Source organism: Gilliamella apicola, from assembly GCF_000599985.1.
GTDB classification, from domain to species: domain Bacteria; phylum Pseudomonadota; class Gammaproteobacteria; order Enterobacterales; family Orbaceae; genus Gilliamella; species Gilliamella apicola.
This window is the reverse complement of record NZ_CP007445.1, coordinates 551,243-567,260: the sequence shown is the minus strand read 5'-3', so window position 1 is coordinate 567,260 and position 16,018 is coordinate 551,243. Positions and strand designations below refer to the sequence as shown.

General features: G+C 31.4%; 18 protein-coding genes and 1 pseudogene. 7 read left to right on the top strand and 12 right to left on the bottom strand.

All coding sequences use genetic code 11. From position 1 onward, the window contains the following. Nucleotides 1-51: 51 nt before the first annotated feature. The 3 genes from focA to GAPWK_RS02660 form a co-directional block, all read right to left on the bottom strand. Nucleotides 52-900 (bottom strand): formate transporter FocA, encoded by an 849-nt coding sequence (gene focA / locus GAPWK_RS02670; RefSeq protein WP_025314752.1) that lies wholly within the window; start codon nucleotides 898-900, stop codon nucleotides 52-54. A gap of 198 nt (nucleotides 901-1,098) precedes the next feature. Beyond that, the gene (gene mltC / locus GAPWK_RS02665) at nucleotides 1,099-2,169 is read right to left on the bottom strand and encodes a membrane-bound lytic murein transglycosylase MltC (RefSeq protein WP_025314751.1); all 1,071 of its coding nucleotides are present in this window, start codon (nucleotides 2,167-2,169) and stop codon (nucleotides 1,099-1,101) included. 8 nt (nucleotides 2,170-2,177) lie between these two features. Continuing rightward, on the bottom strand, nucleotides 2,178-2,447 hold the full coding sequence (locus tag GAPWK_RS02660) for an oxidative damage protection protein (RefSeq protein WP_025314750.1): 270 nt from the start codon (nucleotides 2,445-2,447) through the stop codon (nucleotides 2,178-2,180). A 216-nt stretch (nucleotides 2,448-2,663) separates the two neighbouring features. On the opposite strand from GAPWK_RS02660, the gene GAPWK_RS02655 reads away from it, so the two are divergent. The 3 genes from GAPWK_RS02655 (at nucleotide 2,664) to GAPWK_RS02645 (ending at nucleotide 5,560) form a co-directional block, all read left to right on the top strand. Then, nucleotides 2,664-3,875 (top strand): aspartate aminotransferase family protein, encoded by a 1,212-nt coding sequence (locus tag GAPWK_RS02655; RefSeq protein ID WP_025314749.1) that lies wholly within the window; start codon nucleotides 2,664-2,666, stop codon nucleotides 3,873-3,875. Between the two features lie 67 nt (nucleotides 3,876-3,942). Then, entirely contained in the window at nucleotides 3,943-4,554 is a 612-nt protein-coding gene (gene yihA, locus GAPWK_RS02650) for a ribosome biogenesis GTP-binding protein YihA/YsxC (RefSeq protein WP_038517061.1), read from the top strand. Between the two features lie 16 nt (nucleotides 4,555-4,570). Beyond that, entirely contained in the window at nucleotides 4,571-5,560 is a 990-nt protein-coding gene (locus tag GAPWK_RS02645; RefSeq protein ID WP_025314748.1) for a serine/threonine protein kinase, read from the top strand. 81 nt (nucleotides 5,561-5,641) lie between these two features. Here the strand turns inward: GAPWK_RS02645 and GAPWK_RS02640 are convergent, their stop codons facing one another. The 9 genes from GAPWK_RS02640 to GAPWK_RS02600 all read right to left on the bottom strand — a co-directional run bounded on the left by GAPWK_RS02640 (nucleotide 5,642) and on the right by GAPWK_RS02600 (nucleotide 13,060). Then, a complete protein-coding gene (locus tag GAPWK_RS02640) occupies nucleotides 5,642-5,938 on the bottom strand; it encodes a GIY-YIG nuclease family protein (RefSeq protein ID WP_025314747.1) in 297 nt (98 codons plus the stop codon). Nucleotides 5,939-6,160: 222 nt separating this feature from the next. Then, nucleotides 6,161-6,532, bottom strand: a complete 372-nt coding sequence (locus GAPWK_RS02635) for a hypothetical protein (protein WP_025314746.1) — start codon at nucleotides 6,530-6,532, stop codon at nucleotides 6,161-6,163. Between the two features lie 74 nt (nucleotides 6,533-6,606). Further along, nucleotides 6,607-7,641 carry a zinc-dependent dehydrogenase gene (locus GAPWK_RS02630; RefSeq protein WP_025314745.1) on the bottom strand — a complete coding sequence of 345 codons (1,035 nt, stop codon included), beginning with the start codon at nucleotides 7,639-7,641 and terminating at the stop codon, nucleotides 6,607-6,609. Nucleotide 7,642: 1 nt separating this feature from the next. After that, nucleotides 7,643-9,151, bottom strand: a complete 1,509-nt coding sequence (locus tag GAPWK_RS02625) for an FGGY-family carbohydrate kinase (RefSeq protein WP_025314744.1) — start codon at nucleotides 9,149-9,151, stop codon at nucleotides 7,643-7,645. 189 nt (nucleotides 9,152-9,340) lie between these two features. Then, nucleotides 9,341-10,687 carry a PTS galactitol transporter subunit IIC gene (locus tag GAPWK_RS02620; protein ID WP_025314743.1) on the bottom strand — a complete coding sequence of 449 codons (1,347 nt, stop codon included), beginning with the start codon at nucleotides 10,685-10,687 and terminating at the stop codon, nucleotides 9,341-9,343. A 2-nt stretch (nucleotides 10,688-10,689) separates the two neighbouring features. Then, on the bottom strand, nucleotides 10,690-10,977 hold the full coding sequence (locus tag GAPWK_RS02615; RefSeq protein WP_025314742.1) for a PTS sugar transporter subunit IIB: 288 nt from the start codon (nucleotides 10,975-10,977) through the stop codon (nucleotides 10,690-10,692). Between the two features lie 11 nt (nucleotides 10,978-10,988). After that, nucleotides 10,989-11,447 carry a PTS sugar transporter subunit IIA gene (locus GAPWK_RS02610; RefSeq protein ID WP_025314741.1) on the bottom strand — a complete coding sequence of 153 codons (459 nt, stop codon included), beginning with the start codon at nucleotides 11,445-11,447 and terminating at the stop codon, nucleotides 10,989-10,991. 20 nt (nucleotides 11,448-11,467) lie between these two features. Then, nucleotides 11,468-12,316 (bottom strand): class II aldolase, encoded by an 849-nt coding sequence (locus GAPWK_RS02605; RefSeq protein ID WP_025314740.1) that lies wholly within the window; start codon nucleotides 12,314-12,316, stop codon nucleotides 11,468-11,470. A 9-nt stretch (nucleotides 12,317-12,325) separates the two neighbouring features. Then, the gene (locus GAPWK_RS02600; RefSeq protein ID WP_025314739.1) at nucleotides 12,326-13,060 is read right to left on the bottom strand and encodes a GntR family transcriptional regulator; all 735 of its coding nucleotides are present in this window, start codon (nucleotides 13,058-13,060) and stop codon (nucleotides 12,326-12,328) included. 591 nt (nucleotides 13,061-13,651) lie between these two features. On the opposite strand from GAPWK_RS02600, the gene GAPWK_RS02595 reads away from it, so the two are divergent. From GAPWK_RS02595 to GAPWK_RS02585, 4 genes and pseudogenes are all read left to right on the top strand, one after another. Then, on the top strand, nucleotides 13,652-14,356 hold the full coding sequence (locus GAPWK_RS02595; RefSeq protein ID WP_025314738.1) for a lipopolysaccharide core heptose(II) kinase RfaY: 705 nt from the start codon (nucleotides 13,652-13,654) through the stop codon (nucleotides 14,354-14,356). 182 nt (nucleotides 14,357-14,538) lie between these two features. Further along, nucleotides 14,539-15,126: a hypothetical protein gene (locus GAPWK_RS02590; RefSeq protein WP_025314737.1), complete on the top strand. Its 588-nt coding sequence runs from the start codon at nucleotides 14,539-14,541 to the stop codon at nucleotides 15,124-15,126. 307 nt (nucleotides 15,127-15,433) lie between these two features. Next, a pseudogene (locus tag GAPWK_RS15440) lies at nucleotides 15,434-15,631 on the top strand (GNA1162 family protein); the annotation flags it as partial. A gap of 89 nt (nucleotides 15,632-15,720) precedes the next feature. Continuing rightward, nucleotides 15,721-15,972 (top strand): substrate-binding domain-containing protein, encoded by a 252-nt coding sequence (locus tag GAPWK_RS02585; RefSeq protein WP_025314736.1) that lies wholly within the window; start codon nucleotides 15,721-15,723, stop codon nucleotides 15,970-15,972. Nucleotides 15,973-16,018: the final 46 nt, after the last annotated feature.

Below are 16,018 nucleotides of genomic sequence, written 5' to 3'. Positions count from 1 at the left end.
TTACAAAAATACCTATTTATCCTCTCCTATATGAGGATAAATATCTTAAAATCAATGTGGTTTACGTAAATATAAAGCCCAATATGGTAGCGCAACAGCTAGCCCACCTAAAATATTTCCAACTGTTACTGGAATTAGATTATTTAAAATAAAATGCTCTATAGTTAGCTCTTTAAATGTATCTGGTGATACCCCTATTGCAGTCCAAAATTCAGGAGATGCAAAGTTATTAATTACAATACCCATAGGAATCATAAACATATTTGCAATACTATGTTCAAAACCGCTTGCAACAAACATTGCTACAGGTAAAACCATAATTAACATTTTATCAAGTAAGCTACGTCCAGCATAACTTAACCAAGCTGCCAAGCAAACCATCAAATTAGCCAATAAACCAAGAAAAACAGCTTCAATAAAAGTATGGTGTAACTTATGATCTGCTGTTTGCAGGACATTTAATCCCCACAATCCATTAGCAACCATATATTGACCAGAAAACCAAATAACTGTTACAAACAGTATAGCACCAATAAAGTTACCAACATAGACTAAAATCCAATTACGGAACATTTTTGTCCAACTAACTTTATGAGTCATTTTAGGTAATATCGTTAATACAGTCGAAGTAAACAGATCTGCACCACAACAAACAACTAGCATTAATCCTAACGAGAAACAGATGCCACCAACTAGTTTGGCTAAACCAAAAGCGACAGTTGCAGTACCAGTTGTTACGGTAATATAAAATACAAAAGCAATAGAGATAAACACACCTGCAATAATCGCAGATAAAATTGTACTACATGGGTGTTTACTTAATTTGTAGTTGCCAAGATCTTCAGCAATTTGTGTCATTTGTGCGGGGGAATATGAATCCACAAGTTTATCGGTATTCAAACTAACATCCTCAAAAAAACTAGGGTTTTATGAGACGCATAGTATACTCAAAATTTGAAGTAGATCACGTTTTTTTTATTAAAAAATTTTAAAACTTCAGAAATTTTATTTTTTTGAAGATATTACTTCCAATTAAACTATAATTCAACTTCTTGTTTCTTATCATATTAGTGATAGCTATTATTATTTAGCTGAATTTTATCTATTATCTAATATATTACTTACTTTTATCAGATAGTTACGTGATTCTTGAGAAACATGTGATGTGACTAATTTTCTAAAAACTTGTTGTGGCGTCATTGAATTTATAATATCAATTGCTTGATCACGATCATTAGAAAATGTGCGCAACACACTACCTGCTCCGCCATTATAAGAAGTAATCATTGCATACCTTAAAGATATAGGGTTATTAATACCTGCCAAATATTTCGTTTTTAATAATGATAAATAAGCGGTACCCATATCGACATTATTACGCGGATCAAGTAAATATTTTCTACTTGGTTCTCCAGACTTACCAAATAATTGGAAAATATCACGTCCTGCAGTATGTTGCTGTACTTGCATTAATCCAAGCGCGTCTGACCGACTAACCGCATAAGGGTTAAAAGCAGATTCGACTTCTATAATTGCTAAAATTAAACGCTCATCAATGAAATAGCGGTTTGAAGCTTCGGTCACTAATGGTAAGAATTTTTTTGCTCGTTCACTAATGTGATTAGGAACCAATTTAATTTCCACATAAGTGATGTTGTGAATGCCTGATCGGCGAATTTTCAAGTTATTAGCAAGTACATAATCAGCAAAATTATTCGCTCGACCACTCCAACGAATAGGTTGCCGTTCTTGGTCTAATATCTGATTATATAAGAAAGGCTCTTGTGACAAATCTTGGCTAATTTTATCATGACGGATAATATCGATAGGTTCCGGCATTAACAATGTAGAAACTATCGCTTCTTTTAATGATTCTATAGGAGAGTCAGACAAAGTTTCGATTGTTATCACACCAGAAACAAAGTTGATATGCACTCGAGTTTGTAAATTATCTTCATATTGAACATAATCTTTGGGACCCGCAATAAGGACTTCCCTAGGCCCCCAAATTTCTTCTATATTATTTGCATATTGACCAATTAAAATATTAAAAGCATTGGTATCTTTAATATAAAAATCTTCATTCTTCTTAGATGAATTACCACCTGAACATCCATTTAAAAGACTCACCGCTACAAACAACGTAATTATTTTTTTATTGTTTTTCATGTTATACCTCAGTGTTGGGGTTTATATCCATCAATAACAACTTCTTCACCTTCAAATAAAAACTTAATCATTTCTGATTCAATTTGTTTACGATGTTCAGGATTCATCATATTAAGTTTATTTTCGTTAATTAACATGGTTTGTTTTTTGAGCCATTCTTGCCATGCAGGTTTTGATATTTCATTGAAAATACGTTTACCAAGTTCACCTGGATAAAGTTGAAAATCTAAACCATCCGCTTCTTTTTTTAAATAATGGCAATAAATAATACGACTCATTTTTAACTCTTTTAAGTGCAATTAACCAACAGAATTTGATTATACCTGAAAATAATTATAGAAAAGAAGTAAATTATTGAATATGTTTTAAATTTAAAATTTTTTTACAGATGAATATTAATTCATTATATTTGAATAATTATTTACTTTACTCTGCTATTAATTAGCATAAAATAAAAGGTAATTTATTTAATAAAAACAGATAAGGACTTAACAATGCAGCCAAAAATCACACGCCAACTATTTGATAAAGTCATTTTACCCGTTTATGCCCCAGCTCAATTTATACCAGTTAAAGGGAAAGGTAGTCGAGTATGGGATCAAAATGGTGAAGAATATATCGATTTTGCTGGTGGTATTGCAGTCAATGCTCTTGGTCATTGCCATCCTAGATTGGTTAAAGCATTGCATGAACAAAGTGAAAAAATATGGCATGTTAGTAATGTTTTCACCAATGAACCAGCCTTAAATCTAGCACAAAAACTTATTGATAATACTTTTGCTGATCGCATCTTTTTTGCCAATTCTGGAGCCGAAGCAAACGAAGCGGCTTTCAAACTGGCTCGCTATTATGCTATTGAAAAATACAATCCTTATAAAACTAAAATTATCGCCTTTCACCAATCCTTTCATGGACGAACTTTTTTTACAGTCTCTGTCGGTGGTCAAGCAAAATATTCAGATGGTTTTGGTCCAAAACCTGCTGACATTATCCATGTTCCATTTAATAATCTGGATGCAGTAAAAGCAGTGATAGATGATCATACCTGTGCAGTTGTGCTAGAACCTGTACAAGGTGAAGGGGGATTAACCTGCGCATCACTTGAGTTTTTACAAGGTGTTCGCGAGCTTTGTGATAAATATCATGCCTTACTCATTTTTGACGAGGTTCAATGTGGAATGGGTCGAACTGGGAGTCTATATACTTATCAACAATATGGTGTAACACCTGATATTTTGACTTCTGCCAAAGCGCTTGGTGGTGGATTTCCAATTAGTGCCATGTTAACAACAGAAGACATTGCTACAGTAATGCATCCTGGCGTTCATGGTACAACTTATGGTGGTAATCCTTTGGCCTGTGCGGTTGGTTGTGAAGCATTCGATATCATTAACACAACAGAGGTTTTAGAGGGAGTACAAAAACGCCGTGCAATCTTCATTGAGCAACTTGAAAACATTAATGATAAATTTAAAGTATTTCGAGAATATCGTGGTAAAGGTCTATTATTAGGTGCAGAGTTACAACCAGAATTCCACCATAAAGCCCGTGATTTTTTAAATGTTGCAACAGAATTTAGAGTGATGATATTAAATGCAGGGCCAAATGTGTTGCGTTTCACGCCATCGTTAATTATTTCGGAAGAAGAGATTCGAGAAGGAATGATGCGATTTGCAAAAGCAGTCGAAAAAGTTGTCAATGCTTGAGTTTTTCTATACAGTAGCGGCATTTAAATCAATTAAGTGCCGTTAAAGCATTTAAAGGATACTTTTTATGACTGATATTCGTCCATTAAATTATGCAAAAACACATTTTATTTTAAGTGCTCCAGATATTTCTCATTTACCTAGTGATAGTGGTGTAGAGGTAGCATTTGCTGGTAGATCTAATGCAGGTAAATCCAGCGCACTCAATACATTAACCAATCAGAAGTCTTTAGCTCGTACCAGTAAAACACCTGGGCGAACACAATTAATCAATCTTTTTGAGGTAGAAAAAAATTGCCGTTTAGTGGACTTACCTGGTTATGGTTATGCCCAAGTTCCTGAAGCGATAAAACGCCAATGGCAAAAATCGCTAGGAGAATATTTACAAAAACGCGAAAGTTTATTAGGGCTAGTTATTTTAATGGACATAAGGCATCCTTTAAAAGATTTAGATCAACAGATGATTCAATGGGCTGTTTCGGTTGAAATTCCAGTCATGTTGTTACTGACTAAAGCGGATAAACTCGCATCTGGTGCTGTAAAGAAGCAAGTTAATATGGTAAAAGAAGCCATTTTACCTTTCCAAGGTGATATTACTGTCGCACCATTTTCATCACCTAAACGAGTTGGACTTGAAGCATTAAAACAAAAACTAGATGAATGGTTTAATCAACAGTAACGAGAGGGATCATTCAATGGATAGTTCAGCATTTTCATTTCAATTATTATCACCCGATCTTATTGTCGAGAGTTTGGCTTCAATTGGCATTTATATAGATTCGGGTTTAACTGCTTTAAATAGTTATGAAAATCGCGTCTATCAATTTCATGATGAAGAACATAAACGTTATGTTGCAAAATTCTATCGTCCTCATCGCTGGAATCGAGAACAAATACTTGAAGAACACCAGTTTACTGAACAATTATACCGTGCTGATATACCTGTAGTGTCGCCACTCGTAATCAATAATAAGACATTACATGAATATCAAGGCTATCTGTTTGCTTTATTTCCTAGTTTGGGTGGTAGACCCTATGAAATGGATAATCGAAATCAAATGGAATCGGTAGGTACGATGATTGGTCGTATACATCAAATTGGTGCAACTCAAACTTTTTCATACCGCCCAACTATTGGACTTAAGGAATATGTTTATGGTCCGCAAGAGATCTTATTATCCTCAACCTATATTCCCAATAACATACAACTCGAGCTCAAAACAGTATTGAGCAAGCTGATCAAAACGATTGAACAATATTGGCATGATGATTGGCAACCAATACGATTACATGCTGATTGCCATGCTGGTAATATTTTGTGGCGTGATGATAATGCTATATTCTTAGATTTTGATGATTCTCGTAATGGTCCAGCAATTCAAGATCTTTGGATGTTGCTCTATGGTAACCAACAAGAACAACGCCTACAGTTAGATGAACTGCTTGAATTGTATCAAGAGTTTTATGATTTCGATAAAGAACAACTTAAATTGATTGAGCCTTTACGAGCAATGCGGATAATTCATCATCTAGCATGGATTATTGAGCGTTGGCAAGATCCTGCTTTTCCTATTGCCTTTCCATGGATAACTGATATTGATTTTTGGAAACGACAACTATCTGAATTCAACCAACAGATAAATGCCCTTAAAGCTCCGCCATTACAATTAATGTCGATATTCTAAATATTAACTGATAAAGAAAATAAAAAATCCAAATAGCTTGCAGTTATAAATCCAAAACTTTACATAAAATTATTTAGTAGATTATTGATTGAGTAATGTTAATAAATTGGTTAAGTCTGGGGAGTTTGCAACCAATTGTTCTTTTTTCAGCTTGGAAAGTTGCTTTATACGATACTCTAATTTTAAAGCGGTAGACCTGTCGCCAACTTTTATTTGATAAACAACATAAATATCTTTATGACCTTTTAGATATTTAGCGCCACGACCATTTTGATGTTGCTGTAACCGCCTAGATACATCTGTTGTGATTCCAGTATACAATGATTGGTTAGATGTTCTAATAATATATAAAAACCATGTTACAGCGTTATTTTGCATAATAATATTTTTTATAACTAAGATACAAATTGGGTATGATAACACTGATTGTGTATAAATATATTTTTATATGCTTTAGTTATTAACTTAATCCGATGTATTTCTTTTAAAAGAAGTCGAGAAGTTTACAAACATTATTAAAATTATTGTAGTTGATTCAAATCTGTTGAACCATGGCTGATAAAGCAAAAATTGATATTTTTCAGTCTAGAAAAATCATTATTAATTGTTTTTAGTAGAAAAATATTTTTTTAGACTAATTGATTTAGTGACATAAATAAAAAGTGAAAAATAGATTAGAAAGTAGATCATGTTATTACTAGTTCCTATTTCTTGGTAAGACAGATAAGTAATTTCTGCCATAGTGGTAATTAAGCAAAGAACAAAATAATAAGATAGAAAAATTGGTGCTTTAGTATTTTTTTTAATGATTAAATTGATTAAAAATACGATAGAAGACAATATCACTAAATAGAGTAACGTTGACAAAATATCAAATTGATATTCAGTAAAATTTAAATATAAGGCATAACTAATAGAAAAAAAGTTAAACAATAATACTGTTAAAATCAGAATAATCGGTATCTTTTTCATAGGTGCTACCTTACTTTAAATTTTACTCATTTCATAATTTCAAAAGTCTAGTAAATATAAATAATAATACTGTTCTAAACTTCAGCTTTAATAATAACTTTTAATACTGGCTGTTCTGGGTTCGTTGATATATCAATAGCTTCGCTTAATTTATTTAATGGATAAACATGGGTTATCATCTCTTTTGTGTTGAGTTTCCTTTTTTCAAGTAGATCTAACGCCTCAGGAAACTCATACGGTGTAACGGAATAGGTTCCAATAATGGATATCTCATCTTTGAAAAAACGACTGACATCAAGTGTGACTAATTTATTTTTATCAAATCCTGAAAATACGATTATTTTACCAGCTCTTCTCACCATATTAACGGCATCTGCAACTAAAGAGGAAACACCAGCGGCAATAACTATTACATCGACACCTTGACCATCAGTGATTTTATTCACCTCATCTATAATATTTTTTTCCTTAATATTTATTGCATAATCACAACCAACGTTTAGTGCTTTTTGTAATTTGAATTTGGACATATCACTGACAATTACTTTATTGGCGCCTTTAATCTTGGCTAATTGAGCATGTAATATCCCAATTGTTCCTGCTCCCATGATTAAAACACTATCATTTGGCCTGATATCTGCTTGTTTTAATCCATGTAAACAACAGGCAATAGGTTCGATTAATGTAGCTTCTTCATCGGTTACATTATTTGAAACTTTATGAGTTAAATGATTCAAATGTAATTCAGGAATACGAATAAACTCAGCAAACCCACCCGGATCAATATTATTAGTTCTAAATTGTTCACAAATCGTATAGTGTCCTTTATTACAATAGTGACAAGTAAAACAAGGGACATGTATAGCAGTGATTACTCTATCCCCTATCTCAAACTTGCTAACATTTTTACCTTTTTTGACAATTTCACCGACAACTTCATGTCCTAAAACTGTAGGTTTATTGACTGTATCACCACGAATTTTTTGAATATCAGTACCACATAAACCACATGCAAGCATTTTTATTAATACTTCATTATCGGAAATTTCAGGAATAGGGAGATCTTCTGTTCTTAAATCATTTTGCTTATAACACACTGACGCTTTCATTTTAGTTATCCTTTTTTCGATAAAATTCTAATTGAGTTTTTAAATCATAAAATGGTTGATAATAGTTATTAAATACTTGGTTATAATATTGCGTTATTTGTTGATTAGGCATATATCTGACTATTTGATCTTCAAATTGATTATCAATATCTTTATCTAAATAATGATTTTGATACCCAGCTAACATAACAGCCCCTTTACACACAGCTTCTTTGATATTACAAGATACGATTTCTCTTCCAAGAATATCGGCCTTTAGCTGCAACCAAACTGGATTTTTTGCAGCTGCACCAATCACTTTTATTATTGGATGATGAGTAGAAGTTAGTTTCTCAATAGTTATAAGTATATTTTTTAGTTCAAAACATAATCCCTGAAAAATCGCCAACAATGTGTCTTGTAAAGAGCTGTTTTCAGCAAAACCATACCATAAACCTTTAGATTCAATATTACGTTTCGGAGGGCCACTACCACGTAAATGTGGAATGAAAATATTTAACTTCTGCTTTATATAGTTAATATCGGAGAGTTTATTAAATAGTGATTCAATAAGTAGATCAAAATCTTCATTACTTACACAATAAGTCCGTTTAAACCATTCAATACTATATCCAGCCGAAGGAAGAGATGCATAAAGAGTATATAAATCATCAATTACATATTGACCGTTTGATAAATTACTGTCTAAAAAACTTTTATCAAAATTAGCTTGTTTAAGTAAAAGCAACAATCCTTCAGTAGTGCCCGTCGAATTAAGTATTTCTCCTGATTTAAGTCTAGCGGCTATAGAACCACACATATGATCATGACCACCAATTGATACATAAATAGGTTGACTACAATTAAGTTTACTTGCTATTGATGACTTTAATTTTTCAATATTTTTACCTGATTGAACAAAATCAGAAAATAAGTTATTAATTTTAAAAATTGACGAAATTTTTTCTGACCAACAATGGTTTTTTAAATCATAAACCAAGGTTCTTGATGCTAATGAAGGTTCAGCTTTTTTAACATCCGTTAATTTATATGCAATATATTCGGCTATGCATAACCATTTAACCTTATTGAGATTAATATCACAGTTTTCTTTTATCCATAAAATTTTAGTTAAACTATAATTACTATGAATAGGAATACCTGTAATGGTATAAAGTTCGTCATCACTAAATTCTGTATTAATATCCGAGAGATTATTTTTTGTCCTTGTGTCATACCATGTGATAGCAGGACCTACAACATCTCCTTTTTCATCGATAAGAACACCAGATTCACCCACACTAGCAATAGCAATATTTTTAACCTGTTCAGGATCTGAAAGCGATTCTATTATCCCAATAATCCCTTTTTCTAATTGATTGTATAATGATGTAATATCAAAGTCAGAACCATATTTTGTGATTACTTTTGGTGTAACAAAAGAAAAGCTATTTACTAGTTTTAAAGATGGCAATTCAAAAACACATAATTTACAATTTGTCGTCCCAATATCAACGCCAATTGAATACATATCAACCTCCTTATTTACTCTTTTTGTCTATCATTTTCAAGCAAATCAAATGTACACCCAAAATAAAAATTTAATTTATTTATATAGTTAAAACAATTCATCTTTAAAAAAATTGTAGCTTTCCTTATTCAGATAAGTTAGCTTATCTGATTTAATAAATTTATTAATAATATGGGTGTATGTTATTTTTTAGGCTATATCCCAGGATTTCTTTGTATGGCGATACAATATGAAACAAGTCACGAATATTATTGGAATTAAAGCTAAAGCAATATAATTACCTTCAAATACTTTGACTGCCCAAAAACGATAAGGATTACCGCCATCTAATAGACTTGAAAATTCACCGTCGGTTTTTACTGGAAAATTAATACTTTTTGCAATATTGGTAATAATTGGTGCTACAGATGAAGCAACATAAAGATTAGCAATTAAGCAAGGTATACCGATGATAAATGATCTGACGATATTACCACGACAAGCTAATACCACCATTGATATAGGCACCCAAATATTTGTTAAATCACCTAATGGTAATAGTCGGTTGCCAGGTAAAATAATTGATAAAATCAAGCCGACTGGAATTAATAATAATGCAGTGGAAAGTACGGACGGATGACCAACAGCAACAGCAATATCCAAGCCGATGTATAAGTTTTTTCTGTTAGGAAATTTTTTATTCAAAAATTGTTTTACTGCGTCAGACAGTGGCAATAATCCTTCCATTAATAATTTAACCATTCTTGGCATAATTAACATTACAGCACCAAGATTGATAGCTAAATTTAAAATACCTTTAACATCATAACCTGCAGCAATTCCTATTGCCCCTCCTATCACAAATCCAATCATCATCGGTTCGCCAAATATACCAAATCTTTTTTGAATAGTTTCGGGATCAGCATGTAATTTTTGCAACCCAGGTATTTTATCTAATATTAGATTGCCTAATACACCGATAGGGAAGAAAATGACAGAAGAAAGTGTCGGTAATGATATACCCGGTAATTCAAAATATTTTTGAATCATAGGGGCACACCAATCAGCTAGAATAAAGGTTATTACTGCAGTTATGCCTGCTATAATTAACCCATATATAAAACTACCCGTACTGCTGTAAACTAATGCACCAACAAAGGTAAAATGCCAAAAATTCCATAAATCAATATCAACTGTTTTAGTCCAATTTAGGGTTAACATTACAATATTAATAATAATGGTCATTGGTATTACAAAAGGCGCAATCGGAGATGCCCAAGCAATTGCTGCCAATGGAGGCCACCCCAAATCGATTACTGGTAAATGAATCCCTGCATGTTCAACTAAGTCAGAAGTCGCACTACCTAGGCTCGTACCCAATAGGTCGAAGATAACAAAAATACCAACAAAACCCATACCAATGGTTAATGATGAACGAATTGCCCGACCTATCTTTACACCTAAACAAAGTGCCATAATAAAGATTACAACAGGCAACATGACGGTCGGACCAAAGCCTAATATGTATTGAACAACTTCCAGTAGTTTGTCGGCCATAATCAATCCCCTTTCAAAATCCTAACGATTTCGGCTAGGACATCTTCTTCACCTATTGTAGTGATTAAAGGTACTCCATTGATAATTGGTGTTTTTTCTAACTTATAGGATACTTTAGAAGTCACAATAATTAAGTCAGCCATACCATCTTGAGATTGAACCGTTGCCACATCTGACTGAATGTTTTCGACTTCAATTCCGTGTTCAGCACAATAATTTTTGACTTTTTCCGTTGCAATAGTTGAAGTAGCAATACCGCTAGTACAGGCAAAAATAATTCTTTTTTTCATAATGATGCTCCTTATTTCAAAATATCTTTTAAAATATTTTTAATTTCAAATTTGTTATTACTTTCAACTATCTTTTGCAAAATCATGTCATTGCTGAACGATGATGCTAATTTCATTAAAAAAGTTAAATGTGTATCGGATTGTTTAAGTAACAATCCAAATATAATATTGACGGGTAGATCCTCATCAGTCTCTGCATTTTTAAAAATAATGCCTTCTTTACTGGTTACAACAAACATGCCATCTTTTTTAACAAATTCGCAGTCTACATGAGGCATAGCAACATTTAGTGTTTTCAACTTAAATCCAGTAGGATGTTCGTTTTCCCTTTGAATAACTTTTTCTAAATATTGCTCAGTCACATAATTGTTATCTAATAATTCATGACTTATAGATTTAAACATATCTTCTCGACTTGAAAAATTTTTGTTTAAAAATATAATATTGTCATCCAATTGTTCTAATTCCATAATGACCGCCTATTTTTATTTTAATGATGGATGTTTAATAAATTCATAGATAATATTTTGTTGTAAACTACTTGCTGAACATCACCTTTTGCTTTAAGTAGAACCTTAATAAGATTATATTCATTATTATTAGCAACATATTGTTTACCAATTGAACTAATATAAGCTCTACGCAAATCACCACCAATATTAAGTTTGACTACATTATATTGACTAATTTTTTGTAAAGTTTGATCATCAATTCCTGAACCTCCATGAATAACTAGTGAGACTGGCGATATATCAGATAATTTACCCAGTAAATCAAAATCAATTTTCGGTTGTTGTTCAAATCCATGAACATTACCAACTGATACGGCAAGTGTTGCACAGCCAGTTCTTTTCACGAACTCAAGGACTTGATTAGGATCTGTTTTACGATCCGCTTCATTAACCTCATCATCTTCTTTTCCAGTAATAGCCCCTAATTCAGCTTCTACAGGGATATTATATCCACCACAAAAGTCGACAACTTTTTTCGTCAATTGAATATTTTCTTCAAAAGGTAAATGAGAACCATCAATCATAATTGAGGTAAATCCAGCTTCAACGGCTTGCCTTACATCCTCAAAAGTTTTTCCATGATCTAAATGTAAACAAAATGGTGTTTTCATCGTACTAGCTCGATTACGCACCATATCTACAATATATTTGTAACCAGATAACACAATATTTGTTGGTGCTATTTGAACCATACTTGGAATATTACTTTCCTCAATTGCATCTAATATGGCTAATGTTGTTTCCAAATTTGTTGTATTAAATGCACCAGCTAAAGTTTTCTGTTTTTTAGCTTCACCTATTAAAGTATACCCATTGACTAATGCCATAATTTACTCCTACTTTCGTCTAAGTGTTGTCCCCAAGTAGTTAACATTTGACTTTAACCATACATTACCAAATTCAATTGGTTGGCCGTCATCAAAGTAAACTAATTGTTCTAAATGAAGAACTGGAGATATATCACTAATATTTAATATATCTGCCCGTTCTTTTCCAACCACTCGAGCTGAATATCGACAATCCGAGTGATCTATCTTTTTATGAGTAATCCGCTCTAATTCACTAAATAAACTATATTTTGTAAAATCCACATGCTCTATTTCTGGACATAAAGACAAATTGATTCTATTTTCTATAAACATAATTTTTTCGCCATTAACGCTTCTTACCCTTTCCATATAAAAAATGTTCGAATTAACTGGAACTTGTAATTTTCCACTAATATATTCGTTTGCTCTTTCAACTCTTTTAGTAATAACTTCGGTAGTGAACTTAACATGTTGCATCTCTAACGATTCTGCAAATGACTGTAAACCATAGCCTAATTGATAAGAGATATTTTCAGCTTTTACATAAGTTCCTTTTCCTTGAATTTGTTCTAAAACAGATTCATTAATCAATAATTCAACCGCTTTTCTAACTGTGCCTCGACTAACAGAAAGTATGCTCATAATCTCATTTTCTGAAGGAATTCTATCTCCAGCTTTCAAATCATTACGATATATCTGATTTCTTATCCACTCTTTCACTTGTACGTAAAGTGGTGTGCTAGAAAATTTGTTTATATTCATTGGTTACCCCAAAATATTGGTTAAGTTAAATATACATCCATAGACAACTATGTACAACTATGGACAACCTATTTTTAAACAAAATGTTAACTTAATCACATTTTATTGTTAATTGATAATATTTAGAACGTGAATAGCATTTAGCTATCCATCTAATAAAAAATAATTTGTAACTAAATAACAATATAGAATTGTTGAAGAAATATCTTTTTTTTGCAAATGAAAAGTATCAATTTTGACAAAAATTAAAAACAAATTTATTACGAATCATTAACAAAGCCAATACTTTTAAGTTTATGCAAAAATCAATGGCTCATATCTCCATTTAGAAGATTTAGATGATTTAGATGATTTAGATGATTTAGATGATTTAGATGATTAGATATCAGCTGACTTTTTATAATTGGTTCTTTATTTTGTCAATTTATATATCCTTTTCTATTAACTTTAAGGAGTAGAATTGAAAATAACTCATTGATCTCTATTGTTTGTCCTAATTCGTATCTTCTTAAAAATTGACAGTTTCATTTACTTTAAGCTTGATAGTGTTTAAGATAAACCAATTTTTTGATGTATCTTGGGACTTAAAATTTGAATAACTTTGCAAACATTATTGAAATTGAACACGGCGATATGAAGTTCGCTTATGTAGAAAATAATGAAATAAATTATTTAGACCTTTTTGATCAGTTTTTGGCTGAAGAAGGACATCATGAGTTACTTGATCCCAGTGATAAATTAGAACGATATACATATCTAATTAATCATAATCAAAGCAAATTTATTTTTAAAATTGATGGCGGTGTAGAAGAACGTTTAGAGCGTCGAATTATTGCTAAAATTACAGGTGATTTTTATTTCAATTTAATTCATAAGTTAGCAAAAATTTCACTTGATAAGTGCGACATCGCTTATGAGCTTTATTTGGTCGCATTTGATAAAAAAACCAAACGTCACTATATGATATTCAATTTTGTTGAAGGTCGTTCCTTGAAATGGGAAGAGATGAATAAATATGGCGATCAAGTAAAAGATTGTATTGAAAAGTTACATAGTTATAATTTGGTTTCGAATGATGTACATGGTGGTAATTTTATTTTAACACCAGAAGGAAAGATTAAAGCAATTGATTTGACTAATTCAGGCTTTATTTGGTTAACTAAGGCCAATGATGCTATCGAGTTAAAAGAACGTTTCAATATCAAAATTAAAGTACCCGTTATGGCAATGGCAATTAAAAAATTTACTCACGGATTTAAAAAATTATCTCGCAAATTACGAGGTAAAGAGGTTTAACAAAATGAATGAGAGAATTTTAATTTCTCTCATATCTAATTTTTACTTTAACAGTATACCTTGTTGAATTAATATCAATAAACAATCTATTTTTGATTAATATTCATAATCCTTTAGCAAACACTAGCAAATCAATACGTAAACAGCTAGAATTAATTAGCTTACTCTAAAAAGGGCATTATATGAAAAAGTTAATTGGAATTTTTACAATATTTGCTTTGCTAACTGGCTGTACATCTCAAAAAATGATGTCAATTTATCAAACTGAAGGAGTAGAAATTGGTCAAAACTCGTCTGGCATAGATATATTGAAGAAATATAGTACATCAAGACCTATCACCATACTTCGTTCTTCATTATCGCTCTGCATCGCACAAGAACTTGATAATAGTCCTGTAGTACTCACTAATGAAAATTACTATGGTTCACATTGGTGGTCTTATTACAATATGAATAATCATCAATCAATTACTGTTAGTGGTGGCGACACAATAAAACTTGTTGAAGGTAATAATGTTGTTGCTAATGCTGTAACAGATTATCAATATTACTCAAAATATTTTGTAAGTTATACTTTAACCACTACTCGTAATAAAAATGGTATTCATTACCTATTTAGTAATATTAAGCAAGCTCAGCAATATACTGGCTCATCAATAAATGATGGATTTGAGAATATTAAAACTATTGAAAGGGATCACCCTGATCTTGTTATTGAGGCTCTAAATAAAGATGTTGATAAAATTCAAGAGTGTTTAGTACGTCAATAATATTGCCATAATTTAAAATAATTTTGTCAAAAAGTTTGAGGTTATGCATACGTTTGAGTATATTTCATTTAATTATATAGCTGTTTTTTTTTAATATAATAAAACTATTCAATGCAATATATGGTTAGTATAATTATTATTGAGGTCAGCTATACTAACTTTCTATTGTAAATTTGATAACATTAAATCTATCCACCTTATTAAAGTTCTTTTTAAATTATTCAAAGTGACACACGGGAAACATTAGACACAAAACTAGTCGATGTTCGCTTTGAAAAAGCTCTAGACGGACTTTGCATCAGCTTCAAGTTTAGAAAATAAACAATCTAGCAATAGTCTAATTGCGAGTTTAATTTCTGCTGCAATTACACAAATCACCGATACAGTCAGAGATCACAGTATTGCAATTTCAGGAGTTGCTACGGCACGATTATTTGCACAAAATCCAATAAAAGCAAATGGAATATTATATGGACCTTATGCAACGACTAAAGTAGAAAAATAGGTTATTTTAAATTAAGTCCATATAAATTGATTAATTTATAGTAAATTCAAGGTGGTATTAATTACCGCTTTTTTATTAAGAAAGTAATTTTGTATTTTATTCTTATTCAATACTTTCTATTAAATAATACGATAGATGTTTTTATCGGTTATGCCAATTATGCTCCCGTAATACAACAAAATTCCCAATTAACGATTATTGATATACCCAATCATCTTCTTCCTACTATTGAATATAGTATAGCCCTACTCAATCCAACAAATATCGTAGCAAAATTATTTATCGATTTTTTGCAAAATAAGCAAGCGCAAGAGTGCTTACTTAAATACGGTTTTTCCTGATTGACTATTAGTTAAAAATTTAATGTTTTTAAAAATAGTTAAATGA

Bases quoted from the DNA above. Each gene is read 5' to 3' on its own strand.
- GAPWK_RS02610 (WP_025314741.1), bottom strand. From the start codon at position 11,447: ATGGAATTAGAACAATTGGATGACAATATTATATTTTTAAACAAAAAT.
- GAPWK_RS02605 (WP_025314740.1), bottom strand. From the start codon at position 12,316: ATGGCATTAGTCAATGGGTATACTTTAATAGGTGAAGCTAAAAAACAG.
- GAPWK_RS02645 (WP_025314748.1), top strand. From the start codon at position 4,571: ATGGATAGTTCAGCATTTTCATTTCAATTATTATCACCCGATCTTATT.
- mltC (WP_025314751.1), bottom strand. From the start codon at position 2,169: ATGAAAAACAATAAAAAAATAATTACGTTGTTTGTAGCGGTGAGTCTT.
- GAPWK_RS02600 (WP_025314739.1), bottom strand. From the start codon at position 13,060: ATGAATATAAACAAATTTTCTAGCACACCACTTTACGTACAAGTGAAA.
- GAPWK_RS02625 (WP_025314744.1), bottom strand. From the start codon at position 9,151: ATGTATTCAATTGGCGTTGATATTGGGACGACAAATTGTAAATTATGT.
- GAPWK_RS02590 (WP_025314737.1), top strand. From the start codon at position 14,539: ATGAAAAAGTTAATTGGAATTTTTACAATATTTGCTTTGCTAACTGGC.
- GAPWK_RS02615 (WP_025314742.1), bottom strand. From the start codon at position 10,977: ATGAAAAAAAGAATTATTTTTGCCTGTACTAGCGGTATTGCTACTTCA.
- GAPWK_RS02630 (WP_025314745.1), bottom strand. From the start codon at position 7,641: ATGAAAGCGTCAGTGTGTTATAAGCAAAATGATTTAAGAACAGAAGAT.
- GAPWK_RS02655 (WP_025314749.1), top strand. From the start codon at position 2,664: ATGCAGCCAAAAATCACACGCCAACTATTTGATAAAGTCATTTTACCC.
- GAPWK_RS02635 (WP_025314746.1), bottom strand. From the start codon at position 6,532: ATGAAAAAGATACCGATTATTCTGATTTTAACAGTATTATTGTTTAAC.
- yihA (WP_038517061.1), top strand. From the start codon at position 3,943: ATGACTGATATTCGTCCATTAAATTATGCAAAAACACATTTTATTTTA.
- GAPWK_RS02640 (WP_025314747.1), bottom strand. From the start codon at position 5,938: ATGCAAAATAACGCTGTAACATGGTTTTTATATATTATTAGAACATCT.
- GAPWK_RS02620 (WP_025314743.1), bottom strand. From the start codon at position 10,687: ATGGCCGACAAACTACTGGAAGTTGTTCAATACATATTAGGCTTTGGT.
- GAPWK_RS02660 (WP_025314750.1), bottom strand. From the start codon at position 2,447: ATGAGTCGTATTATTTATTGCCATTATTTAAAAAAAGAAGCGGATGGT.